Consider the following 22,084-nt stretch of genomic DNA (forward strand, 5'->3'; position numbering starts at 1 on the left):
ATGAAAAACAAGCTGAAGGGTCTTGGCGCGGCGCTGTGCGTCGCCTTGCCGTTTCTCGCGCAAGCAACTGCCGATGCCGCGACTCCGGCGGGTGCCGGCGCGGCCGATCAAGCGCTCGTGCAACGCGGCGCTTATCTCGCTCAACTCGGCGATTGCGCGGCCTGCCACACCGCGCCGAAAGGCAAGCCGTTCGCCGGCGGCCTGCCGATGAACACGCCGATGGGCCGCATCTACGTGACCAACATCACGCCCGACGCGCAGACCGGCATCGGCGGCTACACCGAAGCGGACTTCGCGCGGGCGCTTCGCGAGGGCGTCGCGAAAGACGGCCACAACCTGTATCCGGCGATGCCGTATCCGTCTTACGCGAAGGTCAACGACGACGACGTGAAGGCGCTGTACGCGTTCTTCATGCGCGGCGTCGCACCGGTGCAGCAGGCGAATCGCGAGTCCGACATCAAGTGGCCGTTGAACATGCGCTGGCCGCTGATGTTCTGGAACATGGCGTTTCTCGAAAAGGGCGCATACCGCGACAAGCCGGGCAAGGACGTCGCGTGGAATCGCGGCGCGTATCTGGTGCAAGGGCTCGGACATTGCGGGTCGTGTCACACGCCGCGCGGCGTTGCGTTCCAGGAAAGCGCGCTCGACGAAAGCGGCAGCGCGTTCCTGAGCGGCGCGCTGCTCGACGGCTGGTTCGCGTCGAACCTGACCGGCGAGCACAACGCCGGGCTCGGCCGCTGGAGCGACGAAGATCTGCGCACGTTCCTGAAGACCGGCGCGAATCGCCACGCGTCGGCGTTCGGCGCGATGACGAGCGTGATCAACAACAGCACGCAAGCGCTGAGCGATCAGGACGTCGCGGCGGTGTCGGCGTATCTGAAGTCGCTGCCGCCGGTCGGCGGCAACGGCGCGGCGGCCTATACGTACGATCCGCAGGCGACGAAGGTGTCGCTTGATCGACCCGCGAACGATGCCGGCGCGCGCGTCTATACCGCGTATTGCATGCATTGCCACGGTGTCGACGGACGCGGTTTCGCGCCGATGCTTGCGCCGCTGGCCGGCAATCCGAACGTGCTCGCGAAGGACGCGTCGTCGCTGATCAACGTGACGCTGAACGGCACCGGCGACCTCGTGATCAACGGCGTACCGTCGCCGTTCCCGATGCCCGGCTTCGCGGCGGTGCTCGACGATAAGCAGATCGCCGACGTGCTGAGCTTCGTGCGCGCGGGCTGGAACAACGGCGCACCGGCGGTTGGGGCGGCGGAGGTGGCGAAGTTGCGGCAGTCGACCCAGGCGGGGCGCTGATCGAGAGGTAAGTGCGGCGCAACGCAAAAGCGGCAACCCATGCAGCGCAGGGTTGCCGCTTTTTTTTGGTGGGACCGCTTCCGCGCGATCAGCGTGGCGTCGAGTCGTTCAGATAGATGCCTGCCGAGAGTCCAGCCTTCACCTGCCGGGTGAATTCGTCGGTGGACACTTCCTCCGAGCCGGCCTCGATAGCTTCATACGCCTGGCGCACGACGTCGGCCGGTGTTGCCTTCGGCACTTCCAGGTCGCGCACCAGATCCGTATCGATAAAACCTGCATGCAGCCCGATGACCTGCGTGCGCTGCTCGCGCAGCGATTGGCGCAGGCCGTTGGTCAGCGCCCACGCGGCCGACTTCGACACGCCGTAGGCAGACAGAATCGGCCGGTTCACCCAGCTCGCGACCGACAGCACGTTCAGGATCGCACCGCCGCCGTTCGCGGCGAGGCTCCCCGCGAACGCACGCGACATCGCCAGCATGCCAAAGACATTGGTTTCGAAGTGATCGCGCAACGCGTCGAGCGCGCCGTCGTCCGTCAGGCTGCCGAGTCGCGCGATGCCCGCGTTGTTGATCAGCAGCGTGAGGTCGCGAGCCGCATCGGCAGCCGCGGCCACGGCCGCCGGATCGGTCACGTCGAGCTTGATGGGGACGACTCCAGGCAAGCTCACGCTGGCCGGATCGCGGGCGCCCGCATAGACCTTCCGCGCCCCGCGTTCGAGCGCCTGTTTCGCGAACTCCAGGCCAAGCCCGCGGTTCGCGCCCGTCACGAAAACGACAGCATCTTCGATCTTCATAGTTCTTCCTTTCACGTGGTGAATCGCATGCGCGCCGGCTCGCGGTGCGCGTGAGATGTGGTGGAAACGAGGCTGCATTCGCTAACCGAGCCATTGCGCTGCGCCTTTGCCGCGCAGCAGCCAATCGCGTCGCGCAGCCGGCGCCGTACGGCTTATGTCGGACGATTCGTGACCTCGCACGCGTCGCATATGACAATGGGCGCAGCATATAACTATGATATTCATACCGTCAAGTGCGGCGAGGCTTCGGGCGAATTATTCGTTTCCTCTATCGGTTGCTCGTATGCGATTAAATCTTTTGCGATTGACAACGGGTGCGTCTTTCTCCATTATTCGACGCAAGCGATTACATCGCATGCGATCTAAGACGCTTAACCCCCTTATTCACACAGGAACCTATCATGACCCGGATCGACCAAGTCCTCTTCTCAGGCAACTCCCACGCCACGGTCAACCACGACCCCGAGCTCCAGCGCGGTGAGCACGGCGTGCTCGACCTCAAGCTCTCGGCGCTCGACGGTGAAAGCCGCGATTTCATTGCCACCGAGCTGCACCCGCGAGCCGAGCAGATGTTTGCCGGGGCGTGGTCAGCCTGTTACATCAGCGCCTTCGAAATTGCGGCCTCGCTGAAGAAGGTCACGCTGCCGTCCGACTATTCCGTGGACATCAAGGTCAGTATCGGCACCATCGGTAACGGGTTCTGTCTCGGCGCGCAGTTCACCATCCGCGCGCCGGGTCTGGCGGTGGAAGTCGTCGAGGCGATCGCGAACCGCGCCCACCAGATCTGCCCGTACTCGAAGGCCGTGCACGGCAACATCGAGGTCGGCCTGAACGTCGTCACAGCGTGACATCTATATCGTACGCGATTGAATCGTACAAGATTCAAATCCGTTTGATGTCCCGTTGATACCCCGTTTGATACCCCCATACATACAGGAATCCATCATGGAAAAGATCGAAAAAGTCCTCGCTGCAGGCAACTCCCACGCCACGGTCAATCGCGACCCCGCAGCCCAGCGCGGCGAATATGGCGTCTACGACCTCAAGCTGACCGCGCCTACCGTCGAGACGCTCGACTACGTCGGCACCGAACCGCACCCGCGAGCCGAGCAGCTGTTTGCCGGCGCCTGGTCGGCCTGTTACACCACCGTGTTCGGCATCGCGGCCCAACTGAACAAGGTCACGCTGCCGCCCGACTATTCGGTGGACATCCGGGTGAACATCGGGCAGACCGGGGCCGCGTGGTTCCTCGGCGCCGAGTTCGACGTCCGCGTGCCCGGCGTGGACAAGGAAGTCGTCGAGAAAATTGCGCACCTGGCCCATCAGATCTGCCCGTACTCGAAGTCGGTGCGCGGCAACATCGAGGTCAGCACCAACATCGTCACGGCGTAATCCGTCAGGGCACGTGTCTCTGCCCGAGACAGGTGCCCTTCACTGAACATTTTTGAAGGAATTCCCATCATGAAGACCAAGCTCATCGTTGCACTGCTCGTGGCAGTTTCCGCATCCGTCACCGCACCCGCGTTCGCCAGCGGCTATGGACCGGCCCCGTTCTACAAGCCCTCGGTTGGCGCACCGGCATCGCAAAGCGGTCCGAGCCTGCGAACCGTCGCCTCGGAGCGCGAGGACCAGGCTGCCCCGGAAAGGGCGTACGGCGGTGCGGTTTCCGGACAGTCGGAATCGGGCAGCCATGTCGCCGTGACGTCGAGTGGCAACCTTTTCGCACACCACTAGATCGTCGATCCTTTTGTCGCTTGGCCGGCGCACATCCACGTTGTGGCTGCGCGCCGGTCACGGCAATCGGACGGTCGATGATTTAGCCACTGACAAAGAAGCAGCGTTCAGAGCGGTTCTACGATGCCGTACGGGCGCTCTTCGCCGACGGTAGGTTGTCGCCTTCAGGAAGCGATGCGCCATATGTTGTAGCGCGATATAATCGTATGCGATGTATATCTTGCGAAACGTCAGGCTCCAGCCAAGGAGGATGCACATGAAACCGAAGGATCAACTGGCACCCGAAAATCTGATGCTTTCCGATTACCTGTGCTTTGCGGTCTACTCCGCGAACCTGGCTTTTGGCAAGGCATACAAGCCGATACTCGAGGAACTCGGGCTTACCTACCCGCAATACATCGCGATCATTGCGTTGTGGGAGGAGGACAATCAGACCGTCAGCGGTCTTGGCGCCAAGCTGTTTCTCGAATCGAACACGCTTACGCCAATGTTGAAGAAACTCGAGGCGATGGGTTATCTGGAAAGGCAACGCGATCCCGGCGACGAGCGCCAGGTGCGGATCAGTCTCACGAAGAGCGGCAGGCGGCTGCGCGAAAAAGCGCTGAAGATGAACCCCGTCGAGACAGGGCTTGCGTCCGACGAGTTCGCGAAAATTCAGGCGTCGGTCGTGACGTTGCGGAACAATCTTATCAAGTCAGTCCAGAACGACGAATGAACGCGTAACGGTCGCTTAGCAGGGGGCGCCCATGTCTGCATTCAACGGACTTTTTGGCGCCTCACGGGGGACTTCCCGGCGGACCGAACCTCGCGGGGACCTGGTTTAGACGAGCGAGTGCAATCAGCCAGAGGCTTGCCGGTCTTCGCTGCATCCTGTCGGCTCGCGCGCTCCTGCGCGTAGGACGGGCTCAGCTCAATCTTCAGATCTTCGCGCCGCAATGGTTCACCGCAGGCCTGGCAAACGGTGCCAAGGCCGGCATCGTTGCCACACGTGACATGCGTGAAGCGTACCGCGACGTCCTTGCCCTGCGGTTTATGCCACTTTTCGCCCCATTCGCGAAGCGCCAGCATGACCGGGTAAAACGCTCGGCCCATCTCGGTGAGTTCATATTCGTAACGAGGGGGCGTTGCCATGTAGCGCTTGCGCTCGATCATGCCGTCCGCTTCGAGCCGTTTGAGCCGGGACGAGAGCATCTGCGGCGTCGCTTGCGACTGCGCCACCAGACTGTCGAATCTCCGATTGCCCATAAACAGTTCGCGCAGGATCAGAACCGCCCAGCGGTCGCCGATGACAGCCTGAGACAACGCGATCGGGCACAGCGTATCGCTCTTGGCGGGCAATGCACTCATTCAAACCTCCATCGAAATCGCAGCGATCGTAAGTATGATAATCATAGCAATATTGGCGCAGGTTTGCGGCTCAACGCACGCGTGAGGAGCCTGTGACTCGCTGATCCATTGCGCAGCAGTGCGTGCGGAAATCTTAGCGATCAGGCGGGAAGTGCGGCAACCAGTTGTGCCGTTGTCAGGATCGCATGGGCGAAAGTGGGACCGTTCAGATCGTGTGCGGCGCGCATCATTTCCTTGGTGAAGGCGGCTGTAGCGTCTCGCACGAGTGTGACGTGATAGCCGAGTTCCATTGCGAAGCGACTCGTGGACTCGATACATGTATTCGCCAGCAAGCCGACGACGATCACGTGCGTGATGCCTTGCTGTTTGAGCTGAAAGTCGAGGTCGGTGTTAGCAAAGCCGCGTTGACCCCAGTGCTCATGAGCGATGATGTCACCCGGATTCACACAGAACCCAATCGTTTTAGGAGAAGCACCATGTCCGACCCTTCGCAGTTCGACATCGACCGCAGCAATCCTGGCCGGTGGACGATCACCTTCAGCAACCCGCCGATCAATATGTTCGTTCCCGCGACGATCGTCGAATTGGACGCACTAATGGCCGATCTCGAGTCGGACCCGTCCGTCAAGGTCGTGGTGTTTCAGTCGGCGAATCCCGATTTTTTCGTCGCCCATCTCGACGTAGCCAAGGCTGCCGAACGACCGGAGGTGCTCGGCCTTTGGCGCGACTTCGTACTGCGCCTGTCGTCTGCGCCAGTGGTGAGCATCGCAAAGATTCGCGGCCGTACGCGCGGTATCGGCAACGAGTTCGTGCTCGCCTGCGACATGCGGTTCGCCAGCAGGCAGAATGCTTTGTTCGGTAACCCCGAGGTCGGCGTCGGTCTGGTCCCTGGCGGCGGAGCGCTCGAGTGGCTGCCGCGCCTGGTCGGCCGTTCGCGGGCGCTCGAGATCGTGCTCAGCGCCGACGACTTCGATGCCGACGTCGCCGAACGATATGGCTGGGTGAACCGCACGCTGGATGATGACGACCTCGACTCTTTCGTCGAAATGCTTGCGCGGCGTCTGGCGTCATTCGACCGTGAAACGCTCGGCGCCGCGAAAGCCCAGATCAATCGCGTCGGAACGCCGACGGCCGCCGAACTCCAGTCGAGCATCGACATGTTCTTTCCGGCTCTCGCCTCGCCAGATGGGCAGGCACGTCGCGCCAAGCTCCGTAGCCTCGCCTACGGCGTGCCGAGCGACTTCGAACTGAATTTCGGCAAGTACATGCCCACGCTAGGGCCGGCGGGCGACGATGACACGCTATAGCCTCCCGATCACCTCAGCGATGCAGCCCGACCTTCTGCCGCTTCTCCAGCACGCGCGCATACCAGGTCAGCGGAAAACACATCGCGAAGTAGATCATCGCGACCATGCCGTAAATCGGAAACGGCCGGAACGCGGCGTTCGTGATCATCGTGCCGGTCTTCGTCAGTTCGATGAAGCCGATGATCGACGCGAGCGCGGTGCTCTTCACCACCTGCACGAGAAAACCGACGGTCGGCGCGACCGCGATCTTCAGTGCCTGCGGCCACACGATATAGCGCAACTGCTGGCCGAACGTCATGCCGAGGCTCGCGCCCGCCGCCCACTGACCGCGCGGCACCGCTTCGACGCAGCCGCGCCAGATGTCGACCAGATAAGCGCTCGTATAGAGCGTCAACGTGACGGCCGCAGCGGCCCACGGCGACACGTCGATGCCGATGAGCGGCAAACCGAAGAACGCGAGAAAGAGTTGCATCAGCAGCGGCGTGCCCTGAAACACCTCGACGTATAGCACGACGATGCGGCGCAACCATGCCACCGGCGACACGCGCATCGCGAGCAGCACGAGCCCGACGACCCCGCCGCCGACGAACGCGATCAGCGACAGCAGCACCGTCCAGCGCGCGGCGAGCAGCAGATTGCGGGCGATATCCCACAGCGTGAATTCGACCATGATCAGCGCTCCGTCGGCAGGGTACGCGCGCCGCGCCACATCAGGCGGCCGCGCCAGTTGCGAGGCAAGCCGTCGTTGCCGCTGCTGCTGTTGTTGGCGCCACGCGCGGCGCGGCCCGCGAACAGCCCGCGGCCGAAGCGGTTCAGCAACTGCCGCAACACGATCGACATCAGCAGATAGGTCGCCGTGATGATCACGTAGCTCTCGAACGAGCGGAAGTTGCGCGACTGGATGAAGTTCGCCGCATAGGTCAGGTCGGGCACCGAGATCTGCGACACGACCGCCGAGCCGAGCATTACGATCAGCACCTGGCCGAGCAGCGCGGGAAACACGTTGGCGAGCGCCTGCGGCAGCACGACGTAGCGGAACACCTGGCGTCCATGCAGACCGAGCGCCTCGGCGGCCTGCACCTGGCCGCGCGAAATCGAATCGATGCCGGCGCGCACGATCTCGGTCGCGTACGCGCCGAGATTGACCGTCATCGCCAGAATCGCGGCCTGGATCTCGTCGATATGAATGCCGAGGCTCGGCAGACCGAAGAACACGAAGAACAGCTGCACGAGAAACGGCGTGTTGCGGATCAGCTCGACGTAGCTCGCGACCAGCCAGCGCGCCCACTTCGGCCCGGCCGCCGCGATGCTCGCGCCGGCAATCCCGACGAGCCCGCCCGCCAGGGTCGACACGGCCGTGAGACCGAGCGTCACGGCGGCGCCGCGCGCGAGCATCCCCGCATAGAGGCCGAAGCCGGTGAAATCGAACGCGTAAGTCATGGCCTCGTGCCCATCGTAGGATCAGATTGAGGCGCGGACTTTACAGCACCACGCCACGGGTTTCAGAGATCGGCCGGCAGCGGCGCTCGCAGCCACTTCTGCGAGATCGCGTTCATCGTGCCGTCCTTGCGGGCCTTGGCAATCGTTTCGTCGACCTTCGCCTTCAGGCGCGGCTCGTTCTTGTTCAGACCGACGTGATCGGGCGAGCTGAACAGCGCGAACTTCTGCTCCGGATCGTTCGCCGGATGCCGCGCGAGAATCGTCGCGCCGACGTCGTTGCCGACCACCATCAACTGTACCTGACCAGAAAGAAACGCCGAAATAGCGCCATTCGGATCGTCGAAACGTTTGATGTTCGCCGACTGCGGCGCGATCTTCGTGACGCTCAGGTCTTCGAGCGTGCCGCGCGCGACCGAGATCGACTTGCCGCCGAGGTCGGCGGCGTTCTTCACCGGCAGCGATTTCGGGCCGAATACCGCGAGGTAGTACGGCGCATATGGTTGCGAGAAGTCGATCACTTTTTCGCGCTCCGGCGTCTGGCCGACCGACAGCAGCATGTCGGCCTTGCGATCGGCGAGGAAGGCCATGCGGTTGTCGCCCGTCACCGGCACCAGTTCGACCTTCGCGTTGAGCGCCTTGCCGATCAGATTGGCGACGTCGATGTCATAGCCGACCGGCTTCATGTCCGGACCGATCGAGCCGAACGGCGGATAGTCCTCGAACACGCCGATGCGCACGGTGCCGGACTTCGCGATGTCGTCGAGCGCGTCGGCATGTGCGGCCGATGGCAGCGCGCACAGCGCGCCGAGCGCGGTCATCGCGAGGGTCGCGGCGAAGGTCGCGAACACGCGGCGGGTCGATTGGAGAGCGGGGCGCTGGTTCATCATCTGGTCCTCTGTCGTCATGCGGGTTCGTCGAAGCGAAGCGTGTGTGATGGGTTCGGTGTCGGGCAGCCGGTTCGTTTACGCGGATGTGGTTCGGCGTGAGCGCCGCCGCAGATACCGCGTGTGGATGCACTGTAGGTTTGCCAAAATCACGCAACAATCGAAATATGCGCATGGGCCGCATGACGTACGCTCATGGCTCGCCGCCGGCGAACGCAGCGGCGAGCGCTGCGACGATGTGGCGGGAAGCTACGGGCGATGGCCTATGCGGGTTAACATCCATATCGGGCTGAGGAAGTCCAGCGTGCATCGAGGCATGAGGAAAGCTCGGTTCCGGTGCACTTCCTGAAGGCTTTTTGCACCACGCCGGTGCGACGTCGACCAGAGCGAAGATTCTTATGCGCGCCATGAGCCGGACGCATGCGGGTTCCCCAGCGCGCCCACTCGTGCGCGCATAGCCGATCGCGTATGCTGTGGGCATAACGGGCAGGGCGGCGACGCGCGCTGCCACAGCCCCGCAATGATTTTTTCTGATCCTGGACGACATTCGATGCGACGCCTACCGCCGCTCAACGCGCTGCAGATTTTCGAAACCGTCGCGCGCCATCGCAGCTTCACGCGTGCCGCCGATCATCTGTGCCTCACGCAAGGCGCGGTCAGCCGGCAGATCATCGCGCTCGAGGAGTACTACAAGTTTCCGCTGTTCAAGCGTCATGCGAAGGGGCTGACGCTGACCGCCGAGGGCGAAATGCTGCTGCCGGCGGTCAAGGAGAGCTTCGCGCGAATCGAGGAAATGTCGCTGCGCTTGACGAGGCAGCGCACCGACCTCGCGCTGAAGGTGCCGACCTGCGTGATGCGCTGGATGCTGCCGAAGATCATGCGCTTCCAGTCCGAGTATCCCGATCTGCACGTGCAGATCACGACCACCTGGCAGCACGACGTCGATTTCCAGAGCGAGCCGTTCGACGCGGCGATCATCTACGGTTCGTCGCCCGGTGCGGACGTGCAGGCGGTGTCGCTGTTCGAGGAGCGTCTGACGCCGGTCTGCACGCCCGAACTGCTGAAGGACAAGCCGCTCGCGCAGGTGGCCGATCTCGCGCGCCATACGCTGCTGCATCCGACTCGCGATCACCGTGACTGGAAGATGTGGCTCGCGAAAGTCGCGGAGACCGATGCAGCGGGCGCCGCCACGATCGACGCGGAGCTCGGCCCGAGCTTCGATACGCTCGACATGGCGACCAATGCCGCCGCGCAGGGCTTCGGCGTCGCGATCAGCGACCTCGCGCTGATCGACGAGGATGTCGCCGCGCGGCGCCTGGTCCGGCCGTTCGACACCGTGCTGAAGACCGGCTGGCGCTATTACTTCGTGTATCCGGACTCGGTCGCACAACAGCAGAAGCTGAATCTGTTCCGCGACTGGATGGCCGAGCACTGGGAAGAGTGAGTTGCCGTCCGCCAACGCCGGATAGGGCATCCCTCACGGCGCGAACGACAAAAACAGATAAGCCGCGAATAGAGACAGATGCACGGCGCCTTGCAGAATCGTCGTGCGTCCGGTGCTGAGCGTCAGCGTGGCGACGACCAGCGTGAGCGCGAGCAGCACCATGTCCTTGCCGTTGATGCCGAGCACGATGGGCTGACCGATATACAGAAACACGCCGGCGACGGTGGGAATGGTCAGGCCGATACTTGCCAGCGCCGAGCCGAGCGCGAGGTTCAGGCTGGTCTGCAAACGATCGGCGCGCGCCGCGCGCAACGCCGCGAGCCCTTCGGGTAACAGCACCAGCGACGCAATCACGATCCCGACCACCGCCGGCGGCGCGCCCGCGCCGAGCACCGCGGATTCGACCACCGGCGACAGCACTTTCGCGAGCAGCACGACCGCGACGAGGCTCACCATCAGCAGCACGCCGCTGATGGCTGCGAGGCGCGCGCCCGGCGGCTCGGCATGGACGTCTTCGTCGGGCACGCCGGCCAGGAAGTAGTCGCGATGGCGCACCGTCTGCACGAACACGAACACGCAGTACAGCACCAGCGACGACACACCGGCAAACGCGAGCTGCGACGGCGACAAGACCGGCCCGGGGCTGGTGGTCGTGAAGTTCGGCATCACGAGCGTCAGCACCGACAGCGATGCGAGCACCGCCAGCGCGGCCGCCGCGCCGCGGCTCTGGAAGTCCTGTTCAAGATGGCGGATGCCGCCCGCCAGCAAACATAGCCCGACGAGCCCGTTGCAGACGATCATCACGGCCGCGAATACCGTATCGCGCGCGAGACCGGCTTTCTCGGGACCAGACGTCAGCATCACCGAGACGATCAGCGCCACTTCGATCACGGTGACGGCGATCGCGAGCACCAGCGTGCCAAACGGTTCGCCGACGCGATGCGCGACCACTTCGGCATGATGGACGGCGGCAAACACGGCCGCGCACAGCGAAACGCCGACCAGCGCCAGCAGCAGCGCATTGCCCGGCATCGCGTAGGCGGCACCGAGCACGATCCAGCCAATGATCGGTGCGACGAGGGTCCAACGGGGCAAGACGGTCGCCGGCGAAGTCATGCGGCCTTCCTTTCGGTGCGTGTATGAACTTGAAGTGATGCCTTAAGGATCGACCTTAAGCCATTAAATTATAAGGGAGAAATCGTCGCGACAACCCGTGCTGCACGGAGTCGTCCGTTCAACATATCGTGGTTTCGAGGGCATGGGGGATTCGTCTCGTCGGGCGGTGTGACGGCCGCGCCGGGGGCAATCGTGTCGAGCGACCGATCGGAGGGGAATTGGCGTCGCGACGGAGCTTTCCGCCGTCGACGCCAGCTTGCTGCTTTACCGCTACTTCTTCAGCTGCTTGACCGGCTTACTGGCCGATTGCGCGGATCGACAGTGCGCTCTTCACCGACGTCACGCCTTCCACGCCCTGAGCGGCGTTCGTCGCGATTTCGATCTGAGCCTGCTCCGGCACCGAACCTTCCAGCGTGACCGCGCCGCTGCGTGCGCGCACGGTGATGTTGCCGACGGTCAGGCCCTTCGTACGTGCGAGCTTCGCGCGGACTTTCTTCTGCAGAGCGCGATTAGCCTGTTTAACTTCCTTGGTGGTCGGTGCCGCTGCCGCCGGCGCTGCGGTCGCAGCTGCATCGCTGCTTTGCGCGTACGCGTTGAGGGAAGCGAAAACGACCAGCGCGCCGCCGATCACCTTGATTGCCGAGAATGCTTTCATTCAACCATCTCCTATTGTCGTAGAACGTCGATCCCCCGGATGGGGTCGATTTTTTTTACATCAGCGGGTACAGCGGGATTCAATGCGAATGGAACAGGTACAGCAGCCATGCGAACACTTGCAGCGGGACACGCACGTTTCCGCGAGCCGCGAAGCGCGCGCAAGACATGCAAACGGCCGTGTGACCGGCCGGAAGCACACGATACAGCAATTGGTGCCATGTTGACTTGCTGACGCAGAAAATGAGGCGTCGGTACAACGAATTTGCAGATCGCAACCGGTCTATGACCTGGGATTTCAGCACCGACTTAAGGATATCCAGCCCATGCGAAACGAAGCTCTTCCGATCCGACCTTTACACCGCGACGATCTGCCGGTCGATACGGTCGAACTCGCGCGCTTCATGGTCGGCAAATATCTCGTGCACGATCTCCCCGAAGGACGCCTGAGCGGCCGCATCGTCGAGACCGAGGCGTATCCGCTCGGCGATTCGACGAGCCACGCGTTTATCGGACGGCGTCCGTACAACGGCTCGATGTTTCTCGCCCGTGGTCACGCTTACGTGCGGCTGACCTACGGTGTGTCGTACATGCTGAACATGTCGTCCGAAGCGGAGGAGGTCGGCGGCGGCATTCTGCTGCGCGCGATCGAACCGCTCGAAGGACTCGCGCTGATGGAAGCGCGCCGCCCCGGCGTGCCGCTGCGCGATCTCGCCCGCGGACCCGGCCGGCTGACGGTGGCATTCGGCATCGGCCAGGCGTTCGACGGCCAGGATCTGTGTACGGGACGCGGGCTCTGGATCGGCGTGATCGAAACCGGCGACGCACCGGTCGGCGTGACGACGCGCATTGGCCTGTCGCGCGAGATGCACCGGCCGCTGCGATTTTTCGAACCGGGCAGCGCGTTCGTCAGCGGCCCGCGCAAGCTACTGACGATTCCGCATTCGGGCGCATGACATTTCGGCGGCCCACGGGATGTTCCGGACAATTGTTGCCCGGAACATCATGCGGGGCGAATCGACTCCTCGATATTCCCCGGCATTGTTGCGAACAGCACAATTTTCTATCTCGCAATTAAGGGTTTTCCCTTGCTCATGCGGTGACTAGACTGAACTTATTCGCTGAACACCACGGTGTTGGCGATGCAGATAAAACCACATTGGAGGGAAGTCATCATGAAATCGCTGATCAAGGCAGTTGCCATTGCAGCCGTTGCCGCCGCGCCGATCGTATCGTTCGCGCAATCGAGCCAACAGCCGCTCACCCGCGCCCAGGTTCGCAACGAACTGATCCAACTGGAGCGCGCGGGCTATAACCCGTCGACCTCGAACGACGCGGAATATCCGGCCGACGTCCAGGCCGCCGAACAGCGCGTCCAGGCGCAAAATCCGGCCGTCGCGCAAACCCAGCCCACCGCTAATACCAGCGGTTACGGCGCGCCGATGAGCGGCGCGACGCAAGCGGGTCGCCCGACGCAGCCGCAGCCGACGAGCGGCCCGAAGAGCGTGTATTTCGGTAACTGAGTTCGCTAACCGGTAAGCACGCGGCACCACGCTGTGCGCCGCTTTCGCGAGCGCACGGCGTTTCATACCAGGTACTGTTTCAACCGAGCGCGCCGCACCCATGCACCCGCAAGCGTGTCATCCGTGCGCGCGTCGCGTTCCTCTTTCCGAAGGAACCTCCGCTGCCGCAAGGTAGCTTGGCCCAAGCTCTTCGAGGCTTGGGCTTTTTTTGCTTCCGCTACTGCGCGGATGATCGAGGCGCGTTCGTTCAGCGAAAGCCGTGCTGGCTGTCAGAGGCGTTCGCCGTGGATGTAGAACTCGAGTTGCTGGATCGTGAACTGCTGCTCCGCGATGATGTCCTTCACGAGGTCCCCAATCGACACCATGCCGATCAGCCGCTCGTTCTCGATGACCGGCAGGTGACGCATGCGCCGCTCGGTCATCAACGCCATGCACTCTTCGGTCGTCTGGTCCGGCCGCACGAAGCGCACCGCCTTGCTCATGATGTCGCGCACCGGTGTCGCCTTCGACGAGCGGTCCATCAGCACTATCTTGCGTGCGTAGTCGCGCTCCGTGACGATGCCGGCGATGCTGTCGCCGTCCGTCACCACCAGCGCGCCGATGCCTTTCTCGGCCATCAACCGGATTGCCTCATAGACGGAATCGTCGGCGCCGATCGTGTAGACCTCGGAGGAGTTCGGTTTCGTTTTAAGAAGCTGTGCAACGCTTGTCATGGAGCGCTCCGTTTCGCAATGCAGCACGCCGAAGTGGCGCACTGTCGTGAGGGACAGGCGATTCCAGTATAGGCGCGACGTGCGCCCGCGGTACATCAGGAATATCTGGGGCGCGCCGGAGAATGCCTGCTGAATTGGCGGGTTCGACGGGTGCTTCGCGGGGGTTGTGGCGGCGCAGCGTCCAGTGGCTGCGAAGGGGCATCCACGTGCTGCGCGCGGATTAGCGGTAAACTCGCAGTCCAACCCTTATCCCCGGCTCGACCGGGTTCATGCCAGCACTATCGTTCAACGCCATGCTCACGTCTCAGGATTCATCGCCCGCAGCGGACGGCGCCGTCACCAGCGAATGCGTCGTGCTCGACGCCACCGCCACGCTGCCCACGCGCTACGGCACGTTCACTTCCTATGTGTTTCGCGTGGTCGACAGCGGCGCCGAACATCTCGCGCTCGTGATGGGCGATGTCGCCAACCAGTCGTCCGTGCTGACGCGCCTGCATTCGGAATGTCTGACGGGCGACGTGCTCGGCTCCTATCGCTGCGACTGTGGTGAGCAGCTCGACCTCGCGCTGCGCTATATCGCGGCTGAAGGTTGCGGCGTGCTGCTGTATCTGCGCGGCCACGAAGGACGCGGCATCGGCCTGTCGAACAAGATCCGCGCGTATGCGCTGCAGGAGCAGGGGCGCGATACCGTCGAAGCCAACCTCGATCTCGGCCTGCCCGACGATTCACGCGAATACGATTCGGCCGCGGGCATCCTGCGCACGCTGAAGGTCACGTCGGTGCGTCTGATGAGCAACAATCCCGAGAAGTTCGACACGCTGTCGAAGCACGGCATTCCGGTGTGTGAGCGTGTCGCGCTCGCAATTCCGATGCGCGAGGAAAACGAGCGCTATATCCGCACCAAGCAGCTGAAGTTCGGCCATTACTTCGACGAGAACGAATAAGCCGGAACGCCAGCCACCTAGAACACGCCGAAATCGTCGTTGCTGTCGGGAATCGCGGCGAGCAGGTCCGCAAGCGCGCGGCAGCCGATCAGGTTCGAAAGCGTTATCGCCGCGCGCAGCCAGCACTCGGCGCGTGAGTCTGGGTTCGCCGCTGCTCGCGCCACGCCGTCCGTTCGCCGAACCTCCATGCGGCTCACCGCGCCGCCGCCTGGGTATCGCCCACGCGCGATAGCAGCGCCTCCAATACCTGCCGCAACGTCGTGGCGCCGAAGCGTCGCTCGCTGGCGTTCGCCTCGACGTCGATGCGGCCAGCGTTGTGCGCGTCGTACAGATCGACGATCAGTTGCGCGTGACGATCGCCGAGTCCGGCGCCGCGCAGCACGCCGCGCCATTCGTCGCGCGGCACCCGCTGGGCGATCACCGGCCGCCCCGACAGTTCCGCCAGGATGCGCGCGACGTCGAGCGCGCTCACCCGCTCTTTCCCTTCGATACTGACCACCCGCGGCGTCGCGCGCAGCGGCGCATCGTCGAGCAGCAACTGCGCGGCAAGCTCGCCGACGTCCTCGGCGGCGACGGTCGGAAACAGCTTGTCGAGCGGATCATGGAGACTCGGCAGCACGCCCCGGCCGAGTGCGACCGGCAGCACCCGCGCCCAGTTCTGCATGTGCTCGGCGGCGCGCAGCAAGATCAGCGGCGACGTGACGTTGCGCAGCAACTGCGTTTCGAGGTAGTGGAACAGCGTCGTAATGCCGGTGCCGTCCGCGTGTTCGGCGCCGTAGTCGGATAGCGCGAGGAGCCGCGGCGGCGCGGCCGTGCGCAAGGCCGCGACGCCCGCATCGATGATGCGCCGCATGGCGGCCGCGGGATCGTCATGCGCTCCCGGCACCGGACAAAGCCATTGCACCGCCTGCGCGCCGTCGATCGCGCGCGTGACCGACTCCGCGTCGTTCAGGTCGGCGAGCGCGATCTCGCAGCCGATTGCCGCGAGTGCTTCGGCCTGGGTTGCGTCGCGCACCACCGCGCGTACTGGTTGGCCCGCGCGACGCAAGGCGGCTGCGCTCGCCTGTCCCACGTGACCGGCCGCTCCGAAAATGACGAACACGTTGTGCTCCTATTGAGGATCGCTATGGCGTGATGGTAGGGACGCGTCGTCCGCGAGGCGCTCAGATCCGGATGACTTTGCGCAGATATGGATGATCTTTTTACGGCGATGCCGCGCAGGTCGCGCGAATCGCGTCGGCGGTTGGCGAGCTACGAAATTCCGTCACGCCTGCGAAGCCGCCGAAAACGCCGCACAATGCAGGCTTCTCGCCGTCATTCAGGAGACAAGCGATGAACGCGGTCACCCCGATTTCCGTGCTTGCGCCGCACAGCGGCTCGCGCATCGCCGTGCGCACCAGCAGGGCGCTCGGATGGCAAGGCTTCGGTGCGGAGCTGGTCAACGTGTCGGCCGGTTTGCATCGGATGCCGGCGTTCGTCCATCACCGCGTGGGCGTGCACGTCGGCGCGCCGGTAACCGCGCGCTGTCTGTGCGATGCGCGCCGCCACACGCGGATTCAGGCGCACGGCGACGCGGATGTGATCCCCGCGGGGCTCGAAGGTCAGTGGAGCGATGATGCCGCCTGCACGATTTTCAGCGTCTGGTTTGCCGAGGACTTCGCGCGACGGACCGTCGAGCAACTCGCATTGAAATCGGCCGACGCGCAGCTGCGTCCGCGCTTCCAGATGCGCGATCCGCGCTTTCAGCATCTCGCGTGGGCGCTGCGCGCGGAGCTCGAAGCGGACGATGCATCCGATCCGCTGTACGCCGAAAGTCTGTGCACGGCGATGCTGGTGCGTCTGATCGGCGTCGAACCGGTGGCCGACAACCGGCGGCGTACGCTCGCGCCGCGCACGGCCGCGCGCGTGATCGAGTTTATCGACGCGCATCTGGATCAGCGTTTGACGCTCGACGAGCTCGCCGCCCAGGCGCAACTGAGCGTGCCGCATTTCAAGGCGCTGTTTCGCGATACGCTCGGTGTGCCCGTGCATCAGTACGTGGTACAGCGCAGGGTGGAGCGCGCGCGAACGCTGCTGCTGCAAGGACGCCTCAGCGCAAGCCAGATCGCGCTCGAGACGGGCTTTGCGCATCAGAGCCATATGGCGCACTGGATGTCGCGTTTGCTGGGTGCAACGCCGCGTGAACTTCGCGGCGCCGCGCGCGACGACGCGGTCCTGCCGGGGCAGATGAAGACGAACACACCACGTTGATGCGCGAGCCGCGCGGCGCCGCACGGCATCCGCTTTAACCGGGCGCCGCGCCCGTCAATTGCGCATAGACATCATGCGCGAGCTGCAACAGCTCGTTGCGATCGATGCCGCCCGACACCGCATAGCCAAAATCGCCGTCGACCCAATAGAACACGTTGACGGGCCCCGCCTGATACAGCTTGAACGCCGTCGTATTCGCGTTCTCCCGACGATGCGAGATGCACAGCGTGACACGCTCGCCGTTCGGTCCGCGATACATGAACTGCGCGGTCGGACCATCCTCGCCGGGCAGCAGGCGGCCGCCCGACAGCATGAAACCGCTCTTCGACAACATCGGCGGATGGACCTCGGTGCCCAGCCGGTTCGCGAGCCATTGCACGAAGTCCTGCTCGTGATCGGCGCTCATGTCGCTCGGCCGATCGATCGCCGGCATGTAGACGACATGCGCGACCGCCGCCCGGCGCGCGAAACCCTCGGCGCCATTCGCGCTGACAACACGATTGCCGGCTTGAGTGTCGGCCCCGGTATCGGTTCGATCGATCGCAACGGGTGGAATCAGATCGTTCCTGTGCATGCCGATGCCCAGGCCGAGCACGAGCGCGGCAGCCATGCCCGCGAACTGCGCGGCGTAGCGCGGCCAGTTCGCGGCCGCTCGCGCGCGGCGCGGCGCGCCGGTCTGCAGACGTATCGGCACAGGCTCGCTGAGCACCCGGTCGTAGCGATCGTGAAGCACCCCATTGAGAGAAAAGTAATCGCTGACGCGCGCGGCCAGCTCCGGATTCTGTTCGAGCGCGCGCTCGACCTCGTTACGCCGCTCGCCGGACAGCGTGCCGTCCACGTACGCGTGCAAGTCTTCTTCGCCGATCGGCATTTGCGGCTCGCTCATCGCACCACCTGTAATTTCGCACCGGGCTGGGCGCCCGCCATCAAAGCTCGCAGCCGTTCGCGTCCACGCGACAGCCGCGACATCACCGTACCGATCGGAATGTTCAGCGCGAGCGCGACGTCGGCATAGCTCATCTCCTCGAGACCGACCAGCAGCACCACCTCGCGCTGCTCGACCGGCAGCCGCTGCAGCGCGTAATCGAGGTCGCGCATTTCGAGCGAACGCGTCTGTCCCGACGGCACCGCGAGCTCGCTTTCGGCGATGCTGTCGTCGTCGACCGCGACATGGACCGCGCGCGCCGCCGCCCTGCGCGCCTGATTCGCGAACACGTTGTGCATGATCGTGAACAGCCATGCGCGCAGATCGGTGCCCGGCTGGAACAGACGGGTGCGGCCGAGCGCGCGCTCGAGCGTGTCCTGCACGAGATCGTCGGCGAGCTCGCGATTGTTGATCAGCGCCCGCGCATAGCGCCGCAGACGCGGCACATGCTCGATCAGCTCGTCACGGACATCCATGGTCGATCCGGTTCAGGGGGCGTGGGGGTGGCATCGGCTTCACTCGCGTCGGTATCGATACGCGCCGGGCCGGTCGCGGAAGCTTCCGTCGCACGATGCGCTCGCACTGCAAACACCTTTCAGCGCATTTTATTCCGCATAGGCCGCGGATATCGGCGTCAGCGCGCGGTCATCACATCGGCGGCGCGCATCAGGCCGTGGGTGCGCGCATCGCCCGCGACGACGAAACGCTGGCGCCGAGCGGTCCACGTCAGCAGCCGCAACTCGCCGACGCGGCGCGCGGCCCACTGCGGCTCTTCGCGCGCAAACGGCGCCGCCGCCGACAGCACCACCACCGGCTGCTGATCGCCGTTCAGATAGACGAGCTCGTCCACGCGCTGCAATGGCCCGAGCCGCAGCACGCGTTGCCCGACGAGGCGCAGGCCGATCGAGCCGAGATCCGGCGCGGAGGGATCGACGCGCGTCGGCGATGCCGACGAAAAGGGTCGCGCGCTGGCTTCGGCGAGCGCCATCACGGCAGCGTTGTCGAGTGCTTGTGCCGACACCTGAGCCGCCGCGAGCCAGCCGCTGACGGCAATCACCATCAGCGCGAGGGCTATCAGTGCGACCAGCGTCCGGCGCGCGGGACCGGCCGGTTGCACACGCATGCGGAGCCGGCGCGATTCGCGCAGGTGCTCATGCGCGGGCTCCTCGGCGGTCTGAAAGGTCGCCTGGATCTGTGCGTTCAAGCGGTCGTAAAAGGCCACACGCCGCGCTTCCGCCGGATGCTTGCCGAGATAGTCGCGCAGCGCCGCGGCACGTTCGGGCGTCAGCGTGCCGTCGGCATAGGCCTGGATGTCGTCTTCGGACGGAGGAGTGCCGGACGGGCGATGAGTCGAGGTCATGATGATGCGCGGTGTTGACTACTGCTATCCGATGACAAACACCGGCGCCCGGGCATTTATTCCCCGCGCCGGCGATGTTTTTTTCACGCGGCGAATACAGGAATAAACGCCGCCGACTCGTGGTTCTCCCTGGTGCGAACCCGCACAACACTCACTGGAGTCGATCATGAAAAAGCTTTCGTTCGTCGCTTTGTCGTTCGTCGTTCTCGCCGCTTCGTCGAGCGCGTTTGCGCAGGCCAAGACACGCGCTCAGGTGTACCAGGAATTGATCGAGGCGCAGCAGAACGGTCTCGACTACATCACCGACACATCGTACCCGGACGTGAGTCCCGTGTTCGCGCGTCAGGTCGAGCAGCACAAGATGGCGCTTGCCGCGCAAACGGCGGCCGCCGCGAGCCACGTCGCGAACTCGGGCGCGCCGGCTGTTGGCACCCGTTGAAGCATCGGCTACCGGCGCGCGAATGGGTTTGAACGGGCGCGCCGGTGCCGGATGGAATAGATCGTAGCGCGGCGTGTTTGCCCGTACGTTGGTATCCATCCGGCAAGGAGTCTCCGTGACACAACCCTCCCGACCCAAACCTCATCCCGCCGGCTCCGGCCCGCGGCCCATCTGCGTGCCATGCCGGCTCGCCGCGATCGGCGCGGTCGTGCTCGCGCTTGCGGGCGGCTTCGCATACACCGCGGGCTGGCTCACGCCCGCGCGTCTGACCGCTCCGCGCATCATCGATACGTTCGAAGCAGTCGCGGGCCAGCATCCCGGCTATCGACGCAATCACGCCAAAGGCCTATGCGTGGACGGCTATTTCGATAGCAACGGCAATGGCGCAGCGCTGTCGCACGCAGGAGTGTTCGCGCCGGGTCGCACGCCAGTTACGGGGCGCTTCGCGGTGCCCGGCGGTAACCCATCCGCCCCCGATACGAGCTCGCCGGTGCGCAGTCTCGCGCTGGAGTTCCAGCTTCACGACGGCGAACAGTGGCGTACCGGCATGAACTCGACGCCGGTGTTCGCGGTGCATACGCCCGCGCAGTTTTATCAGCAGTTGCTGGCCTCGAAGCCCGACCCCGCGACCGGCAAACCGGACCCCGCCAGATTGAAGGCGTTCTACGCGGCCAATCCCGAAACGCAGCCGTTCCAGCGCTGGGTCAAGTCGCACGCGCCGTCGTCGAGCCTCGCGAACGCCGCGTACTACGGCATCGACGCGTTTCTGTTTACCGATGCCCACGGCACGACGCGCGCGGTGCGCTGGGCCGTCGTGCCCGACACGCCGTACGCGCCGGTCACCGCGGCGCAGCAGGCCGAAAAGAACTTCCTCGCCGCCGATCTCGACGAGCGTCTGCAACACGGCCCCTTGCGCTGGCATCTGATATTGACCGTCGCGCAGCCTGGCGACCCGACGAACGACGCGACGCTGCAATGGCCCGACGACCGTCAGCGCATCGACGCGGGGACGCTCGTGATCGAACGCACGACCTCGCAGGAAGACGGCACCTGCCGCGACATCAACTTCGATCCGACGATCGTGCCGGCCGGCATCGCGCCATCGGACGATCCGCTGCTCGCCGCGCGCTCGGCCGCCTACGCGCAGTCGTTTCAACGCCGCACGCGCGAGGAGGCGTTGCATCCCGAGGTCCATCGAACCCAGCCAAACGGAGAGCACTCATGAGCCGCGACCGCACTCACTTCAGTCCGCTCGCGCGGCTATTGCACTGGACGATGGCGCCGCTGATCGTCGCAATGCTGTTCATCGGCGTGGGCATGGTCGCGACGGTGTCGCGCACCCATGATGCGTTGGTCGCGCTGCATCGGCCGCTCGGCATCGCGTTGCTGCTGCTCGTGCTGGTGCGGCTCGCGGTGCGCGTGAAGCGCGGCAGTCCGCCATTGCCCGCGCAGATGTCGAAGCCGCAGCGAATCGCGGCGCATGCGTCGCACGTCGTGCTCTATGGGCTGATGCTCGCGATGCCGCTGATCGGCTGGGCGATGCTGTCGGCGGCCGGCTATCCGGTCACGCTGTTCGGTCCGCTGCATCTGCCGCCGATCGCGCCGCACGACGTCGCGCTGTTCGCGCTGCTGCGCGCGCTGCATACGTGGCTCGCGTTCGCGTTGTACGCGACGGTGCTGCTGCATCTGGCGGCGGCGTTGCTGCATGGGCTGATCCTGCGCGACGGGGTGTGGAGCAGCATGGCCCGCCCAGGACGCTGATACCGGCCGAAGCGGCCGGGCCGCGGCTCGTTCGGGCCGTTCTCAATCCGACCCGATCGGCCGGCCCGCCGATTTTCGTCCAACGCGTAAAATGGCCGGTTACCACAGGCAAATCGCAGTTGGACAAAATCGGCCGGGCGTCGCG

The 22,084-nt window shown here is 64.5% G+C and carries 29 protein-coding genes; 14 read left to right on the plus strand and 15 right to left on the minus strand.

The window, feature by feature from the left end:
• On the plus strand, positions 1-1,305 hold the full coding sequence (locus tag QFZ94_RS14295) for a c-type cytochrome (protein ID WP_368586839.1): 1,305 nt from the start codon (positions 1-3) through the stop codon (positions 1,303-1,305).
• 88 nt (positions 1,306-1,393) lie between these two features.
• On the opposite strand, the gene QFZ94_RS14300 is transcribed toward QFZ94_RS14295, so the two are convergent.
• Positions 1,394-2,098 carry an SDR family oxidoreductase gene (locus tag QFZ94_RS14300; RefSeq protein ID WP_429457631.1) on the minus strand — a complete coding sequence of 235 codons (705 nt, stop codon included), beginning with the start codon at positions 2,096-2,098 and terminating at the stop codon, positions 1,394-1,396.
• Positions 2,099-2,499: 401 nt separating this feature from the next.
• Here QFZ94_RS14300 and QFZ94_RS14305 point away from each other — a divergent pair, with 401 nt between their 5' ends.
• The 4 genes from QFZ94_RS14305 (at position 2,500) to QFZ94_RS14320 (ending at position 4,547) form a co-directional block, all read left to right on the plus strand.
• Positions 2,500-2,946, plus strand: coding sequence for an Ohr family peroxiredoxin (locus QFZ94_RS14305; protein WP_410849891.1), 447 nt, complete (start codon positions 2,500-2,502; stop codon positions 2,944-2,946).
• A gap of 97 nt (positions 2,947-3,043) precedes the next feature.
• The gene (locus QFZ94_RS14310; protein ID WP_368586842.1) at positions 3,044-3,490 is read left to right on the plus strand and encodes an Ohr family peroxiredoxin; all 447 of its coding nucleotides are present in this window, start codon (positions 3,044-3,046) and stop codon (positions 3,488-3,490) included.
• A gap of 69 nt (positions 3,491-3,559) precedes the next feature.
• Positions 3,560-3,832 (plus strand): hypothetical protein, encoded by a 273-nt coding sequence (locus QFZ94_RS14315; protein WP_368586843.1) that lies wholly within the window; start codon positions 3,560-3,562, stop codon positions 3,830-3,832.
• 256 nt (positions 3,833-4,088) lie between these two features.
• Positions 4,089-4,547 (plus strand): MarR family winged helix-turn-helix transcriptional regulator, encoded by a 459-nt coding sequence (locus QFZ94_RS14320; protein WP_368586844.1) that lies wholly within the window; start codon positions 4,089-4,091, stop codon positions 4,545-4,547.
• A gap of 41 nt (positions 4,548-4,588) precedes the next feature.
• On the opposite strand, the gene QFZ94_RS14325 is transcribed toward QFZ94_RS14320, so the two are convergent.
• The gene (locus tag QFZ94_RS14325; RefSeq protein ID WP_429457634.1) at positions 4,589-5,179 is read right to left on the minus strand and encodes a winged helix-turn-helix transcriptional regulator; all 591 of its coding nucleotides are present in this window, start codon (positions 5,177-5,179) and stop codon (positions 4,589-4,591) included.
• A gap of 140 nt (positions 5,180-5,319) precedes the next feature.
• Positions 5,320-5,625: an isochorismatase family cysteine hydrolase gene (locus tag QFZ94_RS14330; RefSeq protein ID WP_429457636.1), complete on the minus strand. Its 306-nt coding sequence runs from the start codon at positions 5,623-5,625 to the stop codon at positions 5,320-5,322.
• Between QFZ94_RS14330 and QFZ94_RS14335 the strand changes: the two genes are divergently transcribed.
• The gene (locus QFZ94_RS14335; protein WP_429457638.1) at positions 5,599-6,486 is read left to right on the plus strand and encodes an enoyl-CoA hydratase/isomerase family protein; all 888 of its coding nucleotides are present in this window, start codon (positions 5,599-5,601) and stop codon (positions 6,484-6,486) included. The genes QFZ94_RS14330 and QFZ94_RS14335 overlap by 27 nt on opposite strands.
• Positions 6,487-6,499: 13 nt before the next feature.
• Here the strand turns inward: QFZ94_RS14335 and QFZ94_RS14340 are convergent, their stop codons facing one another.
• From QFZ94_RS14340 to QFZ94_RS14350, 3 genes are all read right to left on the minus strand, one after another.
• On the minus strand, positions 6,500-7,156 hold the full coding sequence (locus QFZ94_RS14340; protein ID WP_429457640.1) for an amino acid ABC transporter permease: 657 nt from the start codon (positions 7,154-7,156) through the stop codon (positions 6,500-6,502).
• A 2-nt stretch (positions 7,157-7,158) separates the two neighbouring features.
• Entirely contained in the window at positions 7,159-7,926 is a 768-nt protein-coding gene (locus QFZ94_RS14345) for an amino acid ABC transporter permease (RefSeq protein ID WP_410849885.1), read from the minus strand.
• Positions 7,927-7,988: 62 nt separating this feature from the next.
• Complete coding sequence (locus QFZ94_RS14350) at positions 7,989-8,810, minus strand: transporter substrate-binding domain-containing protein (RefSeq protein ID WP_368586876.1); 822 nt, start codon at positions 8,808-8,810, stop codon at positions 7,989-7,991.
• Positions 8,811-9,360: 550 nt separating this feature from the next.
• Here QFZ94_RS14350 and QFZ94_RS14355 point away from each other — a divergent pair.
• Entirely contained in the window at positions 9,361-10,254 is an 894-nt protein-coding gene (locus tag QFZ94_RS14355) for a LysR substrate-binding domain-containing protein (protein WP_429457643.1), read from the plus strand.
• A 33-nt stretch (positions 10,255-10,287) separates the two neighbouring features.
• Here QFZ94_RS14355 and QFZ94_RS14360 read toward each other — a convergent pair whose 3' ends face one another.
• Both QFZ94_RS14360 and QFZ94_RS14365 read right to left on the minus strand, forming a co-directional pair.
• Positions 10,288-11,370, minus strand: a complete 1,083-nt coding sequence (locus tag QFZ94_RS14360; protein WP_368586851.1) for a calcium:proton antiporter — start codon at positions 11,368-11,370, stop codon at positions 10,288-10,290.
• A 295-nt stretch (positions 11,371-11,665) separates the two neighbouring features.
• Complete coding sequence (locus tag QFZ94_RS14365) at positions 11,666-12,025, minus strand: BON domain-containing protein (RefSeq protein ID WP_013091595.1); 360 nt, start codon at positions 12,023-12,025, stop codon at positions 11,666-11,668.
• 325 nt (positions 12,026-12,350) lie between these two features.
• On the opposite strand from QFZ94_RS14365, the gene QFZ94_RS14370 reads away from it, so the two are divergent.
• Complete coding sequence (locus QFZ94_RS14370; protein WP_429457646.1) at positions 12,351-12,980, plus strand: DNA-3-methyladenine glycosylase; 630 nt, start codon at positions 12,351-12,353, stop codon at positions 12,978-12,980.
• Between the two features lie 219 nt (positions 12,981-13,199).
• The gene (locus QFZ94_RS14375) at positions 13,200-13,547 is read left to right on the plus strand and encodes a DUF4148 domain-containing protein (protein WP_368586853.1); all 348 of its coding nucleotides are present in this window, start codon (positions 13,200-13,202) and stop codon (positions 13,545-13,547) included.
• 269 nt (positions 13,548-13,816) lie between these two features.
• On the opposite strand, the gene QFZ94_RS14380 is transcribed toward QFZ94_RS14375, so the two are convergent.
• Complete coding sequence (locus tag QFZ94_RS14380; RefSeq protein WP_368586854.1) at positions 13,817-14,260, minus strand: CBS domain-containing protein; 444 nt, start codon at positions 14,258-14,260, stop codon at positions 13,817-13,819.
• Positions 14,261-14,553: 293 nt separating this feature from the next.
• Between QFZ94_RS14380 and ribA the strand changes: the two genes are divergently transcribed.
• Positions 14,554-15,204 (plus strand): GTP cyclohydrolase II, encoded by a 651-nt coding sequence (gene ribA, locus QFZ94_RS14385; protein ID WP_026228235.1) that lies wholly within the window; start codon positions 14,554-14,556, stop codon positions 15,202-15,204.
• 17 nt (positions 15,205-15,221) lie between these two features.
• On the opposite strand, the gene QFZ94_RS14390 is transcribed toward ribA, so the two are convergent.
• The 3 genes from QFZ94_RS14390 to QFZ94_RS14400 form a co-directional block, all read right to left on the minus strand.
• On the minus strand, positions 15,222-15,392 hold the full coding sequence (locus tag QFZ94_RS14390) for a hypothetical protein (RefSeq protein ID WP_410849882.1): 171 nt from the start codon (positions 15,390-15,392) through the stop codon (positions 15,222-15,224).
• Between the two features lie 5 nt (positions 15,393-15,397).
• On the minus strand, positions 15,398-16,306 hold the full coding sequence (locus QFZ94_RS14395) for an NAD(P)H-binding protein (RefSeq protein ID WP_429457649.1): 909 nt from the start codon (positions 16,304-16,306) through the stop codon (positions 15,398-15,400).
• 100 nt (positions 16,307-16,406) lie between these two features.
• Positions 16,407-16,550, minus strand: a complete 144-nt coding sequence (locus QFZ94_RS14400; RefSeq protein WP_410842554.1) for a hypothetical protein — start codon at positions 16,548-16,550, stop codon at positions 16,407-16,409.
• Between QFZ94_RS14400 and QFZ94_RS14405 the strand changes: the two genes are divergently transcribed.
• A complete protein-coding gene (locus QFZ94_RS14405) occupies positions 16,537-17,454 on the plus strand; it encodes an AraC family transcriptional regulator (protein WP_368586857.1) in 918 nt (305 codons plus the stop codon). The two genes, QFZ94_RS14400 and QFZ94_RS14405, sit on opposite strands and share 14 nt — an antisense overlap.
• Positions 17,455-17,488: 34 nt before the next feature.
• Here QFZ94_RS14405 and QFZ94_RS14410 read toward each other — a convergent pair whose 3' ends face one another.
• The 3 genes from QFZ94_RS14410 to QFZ94_RS14420 form a co-directional block, all read right to left on the minus strand.
• The gene (locus QFZ94_RS14410; RefSeq protein ID WP_429457651.1) at positions 17,489-18,340 is read right to left on the minus strand and encodes an anti-sigma factor family protein; all 852 of its coding nucleotides are present in this window, start codon (positions 18,338-18,340) and stop codon (positions 17,489-17,491) included.
• The gene (locus QFZ94_RS14415; RefSeq protein WP_410849879.1) at positions 18,337-18,855 is read right to left on the minus strand and encodes a sigma-70 family RNA polymerase sigma factor; all 519 of its coding nucleotides are present in this window, start codon (positions 18,853-18,855) and stop codon (positions 18,337-18,339) included. The genes QFZ94_RS14410 and QFZ94_RS14415 overlap by 4 nt, the downstream gene beginning before the upstream one ends.
• Before the next feature lie 158 nt (positions 18,856-19,013).
• Complete coding sequence (locus tag QFZ94_RS14420; RefSeq protein WP_429457654.1) at positions 19,014-19,739, minus strand: anti-sigma factor family protein; 726 nt, start codon at positions 19,737-19,739, stop codon at positions 19,014-19,016.
• Between the two features lie 166 nt (positions 19,740-19,905).
• Here QFZ94_RS14420 and QFZ94_RS14425 point away from each other — a divergent pair, with 166 nt between their 5' ends.
• The 3 genes from QFZ94_RS14425 to QFZ94_RS14435 all read left to right on the plus strand — a co-directional run bounded on the left by QFZ94_RS14425 (position 19,906) and on the right by QFZ94_RS14435 (position 21,939).
• Positions 19,906-20,178 carry a DUF4148 domain-containing protein gene (locus tag QFZ94_RS14425; protein ID WP_368586861.1) on the plus strand — a complete coding sequence of 91 codons (273 nt, stop codon included), beginning with the start codon at positions 19,906-19,908 and terminating at the stop codon, positions 20,176-20,178.
• Positions 20,179-20,293: 115 nt separating this feature from the next.
• On the plus strand, positions 20,294-21,403 hold the full coding sequence (locus tag QFZ94_RS14430) for a catalase family peroxidase (protein ID WP_429457656.1): 1,110 nt from the start codon (positions 20,294-20,296) through the stop codon (positions 21,401-21,403).
• The gene (locus QFZ94_RS14435) at positions 21,400-21,939 is read left to right on the plus strand and encodes a cytochrome b (RefSeq protein WP_429457658.1); all 540 of its coding nucleotides are present in this window, start codon (positions 21,400-21,402) and stop codon (positions 21,937-21,939) included. Before QFZ94_RS14430 ends, QFZ94_RS14435 begins: the two co-directional genes overlap by 4 nt.
• Positions 21,940-22,084 lie beyond the last annotated feature (145 nt).

Origin of the sequence: Paraburkholderia sp. JPY465, assembly GCF_050436725.1 — a bacterium.
Taxonomy (GTDB): Bacteria; Pseudomonadota; Gammaproteobacteria; order Burkholderiales; family Burkholderiaceae; genus Paraburkholderia; species Paraburkholderia youngii.

Excerpts from the sequence above, each read along its gene's own strand:
- QFZ94_RS14415 (WP_410849879.1), bottom strand. The coding sequence starts at position 18,855 with ATGGATGTCCGTGACGAGCTGATCGAGCATGTGCCGCGTCTGCGGCGC.
- QFZ94_RS14300 (WP_429457631.1), bottom strand. The coding sequence starts at position 2,098 with ATGAAGATCGAAGATGCTGTCGTTTTCGTGACGGGCGCGAACCGCGGG.
- QFZ94_RS14360 (WP_368586851.1), bottom strand. The coding sequence starts at position 11,370 with ATGACTTCGCCGGCGACCGTCTTGCCCCGTTGGACCCTCGTCGCACCG.
- QFZ94_RS14295 (WP_368586839.1), top strand. The coding sequence starts at position 1 with ATGAAAAACAAGCTGAAGGGTCTTGGCGCGGCGCTGTGCGTCGCCTTG.
- QFZ94_RS14345 (WP_410849885.1), bottom strand. The coding sequence starts at position 7,926 with ATGACTTACGCGTTCGATTTCACCGGCTTCGGCCTCTATGCGGGGATG.
- QFZ94_RS14390 (WP_410849882.1), bottom strand. The coding sequence starts at position 15,392 with ATGGAGGTTCGGCGAACGGACGGCGTGGCGCGAGCAGCGGCGAACCCA.
- QFZ94_RS14405 (WP_368586857.1), top strand. The coding sequence starts at position 16,537 with ATGAACGCGGTCACCCCGATTTCCGTGCTTGCGCCGCACAGCGGCTCG.
- QFZ94_RS14410 (WP_429457651.1), bottom strand. The coding sequence starts at position 18,340 with ATGAGCGAGCCGCAAATGCCGATCGGCGAAGAAGACTTGCACGCGTAC.
- QFZ94_RS14320 (WP_368586844.1), top strand. The coding sequence starts at position 4,089 with ATGAAACCGAAGGATCAACTGGCACCCGAAAATCTGATGCTTTCCGAT.
- QFZ94_RS14420 (WP_429457654.1), bottom strand. The coding sequence starts at position 19,739 with ATGACCTCGACTCATCGCCCGTCCGGCACTCCTCCGTCCGAAGACGAC.
- QFZ94_RS14370 (WP_429457646.1), top strand. The coding sequence starts at position 12,351 with ATGCGAAACGAAGCTCTTCCGATCCGACCTTTACACCGCGACGATCTG.
- QFZ94_RS14325 (WP_429457634.1), bottom strand. The coding sequence starts at position 5,179 with ATGAGTGCATTGCCCGCCAAGAGCGATACGCTGTGCCCGATCGCGTTG.
- QFZ94_RS14340 (WP_429457640.1), bottom strand. The coding sequence starts at position 7,156 with ATGGTCGAATTCACGCTGTGGGATATCGCCCGCAATCTGCTGCTCGCC.
- QFZ94_RS14375 (WP_368586853.1), top strand. The coding sequence starts at position 13,200 with ATGAAATCGCTGATCAAGGCAGTTGCCATTGCAGCCGTTGCCGCCGCG.
- QFZ94_RS14305 (WP_410849891.1), top strand. The coding sequence starts at position 2,500 with ATGACCCGGATCGACCAAGTCCTCTTCTCAGGCAACTCCCACGCCACG.
- QFZ94_RS14310 (WP_368586842.1), top strand. The coding sequence starts at position 3,044 with ATGGAAAAGATCGAAAAAGTCCTCGCTGCAGGCAACTCCCACGCCACG.
- QFZ94_RS14425 (WP_368586861.1), top strand. The coding sequence starts at position 19,906 with ATGAAAAAGCTTTCGTTCGTCGCTTTGTCGTTCGTCGTTCTCGCCGCT.
- QFZ94_RS14435 (WP_429457658.1), top strand. The coding sequence starts at position 21,400 with ATGAGCCGCGACCGCACTCACTTCAGTCCGCTCGCGCGGCTATTGCAC.
- QFZ94_RS14335 (WP_429457638.1), top strand. The coding sequence starts at position 5,599 with ATGAGCGATGATGTCACCCGGATTCACACAGAACCCAATCGTTTTAGG.
- QFZ94_RS14380 (WP_368586854.1), bottom strand. The coding sequence starts at position 14,260 with ATGACAAGCGTTGCACAGCTTCTTAAAACGAAACCGAACTCCTCCGAG.
- ribA (WP_026228235.1), top strand. The coding sequence starts at position 14,554 with ATGCTCACGTCTCAGGATTCATCGCCCGCAGCGGACGGCGCCGTCACC.
- QFZ94_RS14350 (WP_368586876.1), bottom strand. The coding sequence starts at position 8,810 with ATGAACCAGCGCCCCGCTCTCCAATCGACCCGCCGCGTGTTCGCGACC.
- QFZ94_RS14355 (WP_429457643.1), top strand. The coding sequence starts at position 9,361 with ATGCGACGCCTACCGCCGCTCAACGCGCTGCAGATTTTCGAAACCGTC.
- QFZ94_RS14365 (WP_013091595.1), bottom strand. The coding sequence starts at position 12,025 with ATGAAAGCATTCTCGGCAATCAAGGTGATCGGCGGCGCGCTGGTCGTT.
- QFZ94_RS14315 (WP_368586843.1), top strand. The coding sequence starts at position 3,560 with ATGAAGACCAAGCTCATCGTTGCACTGCTCGTGGCAGTTTCCGCATCC.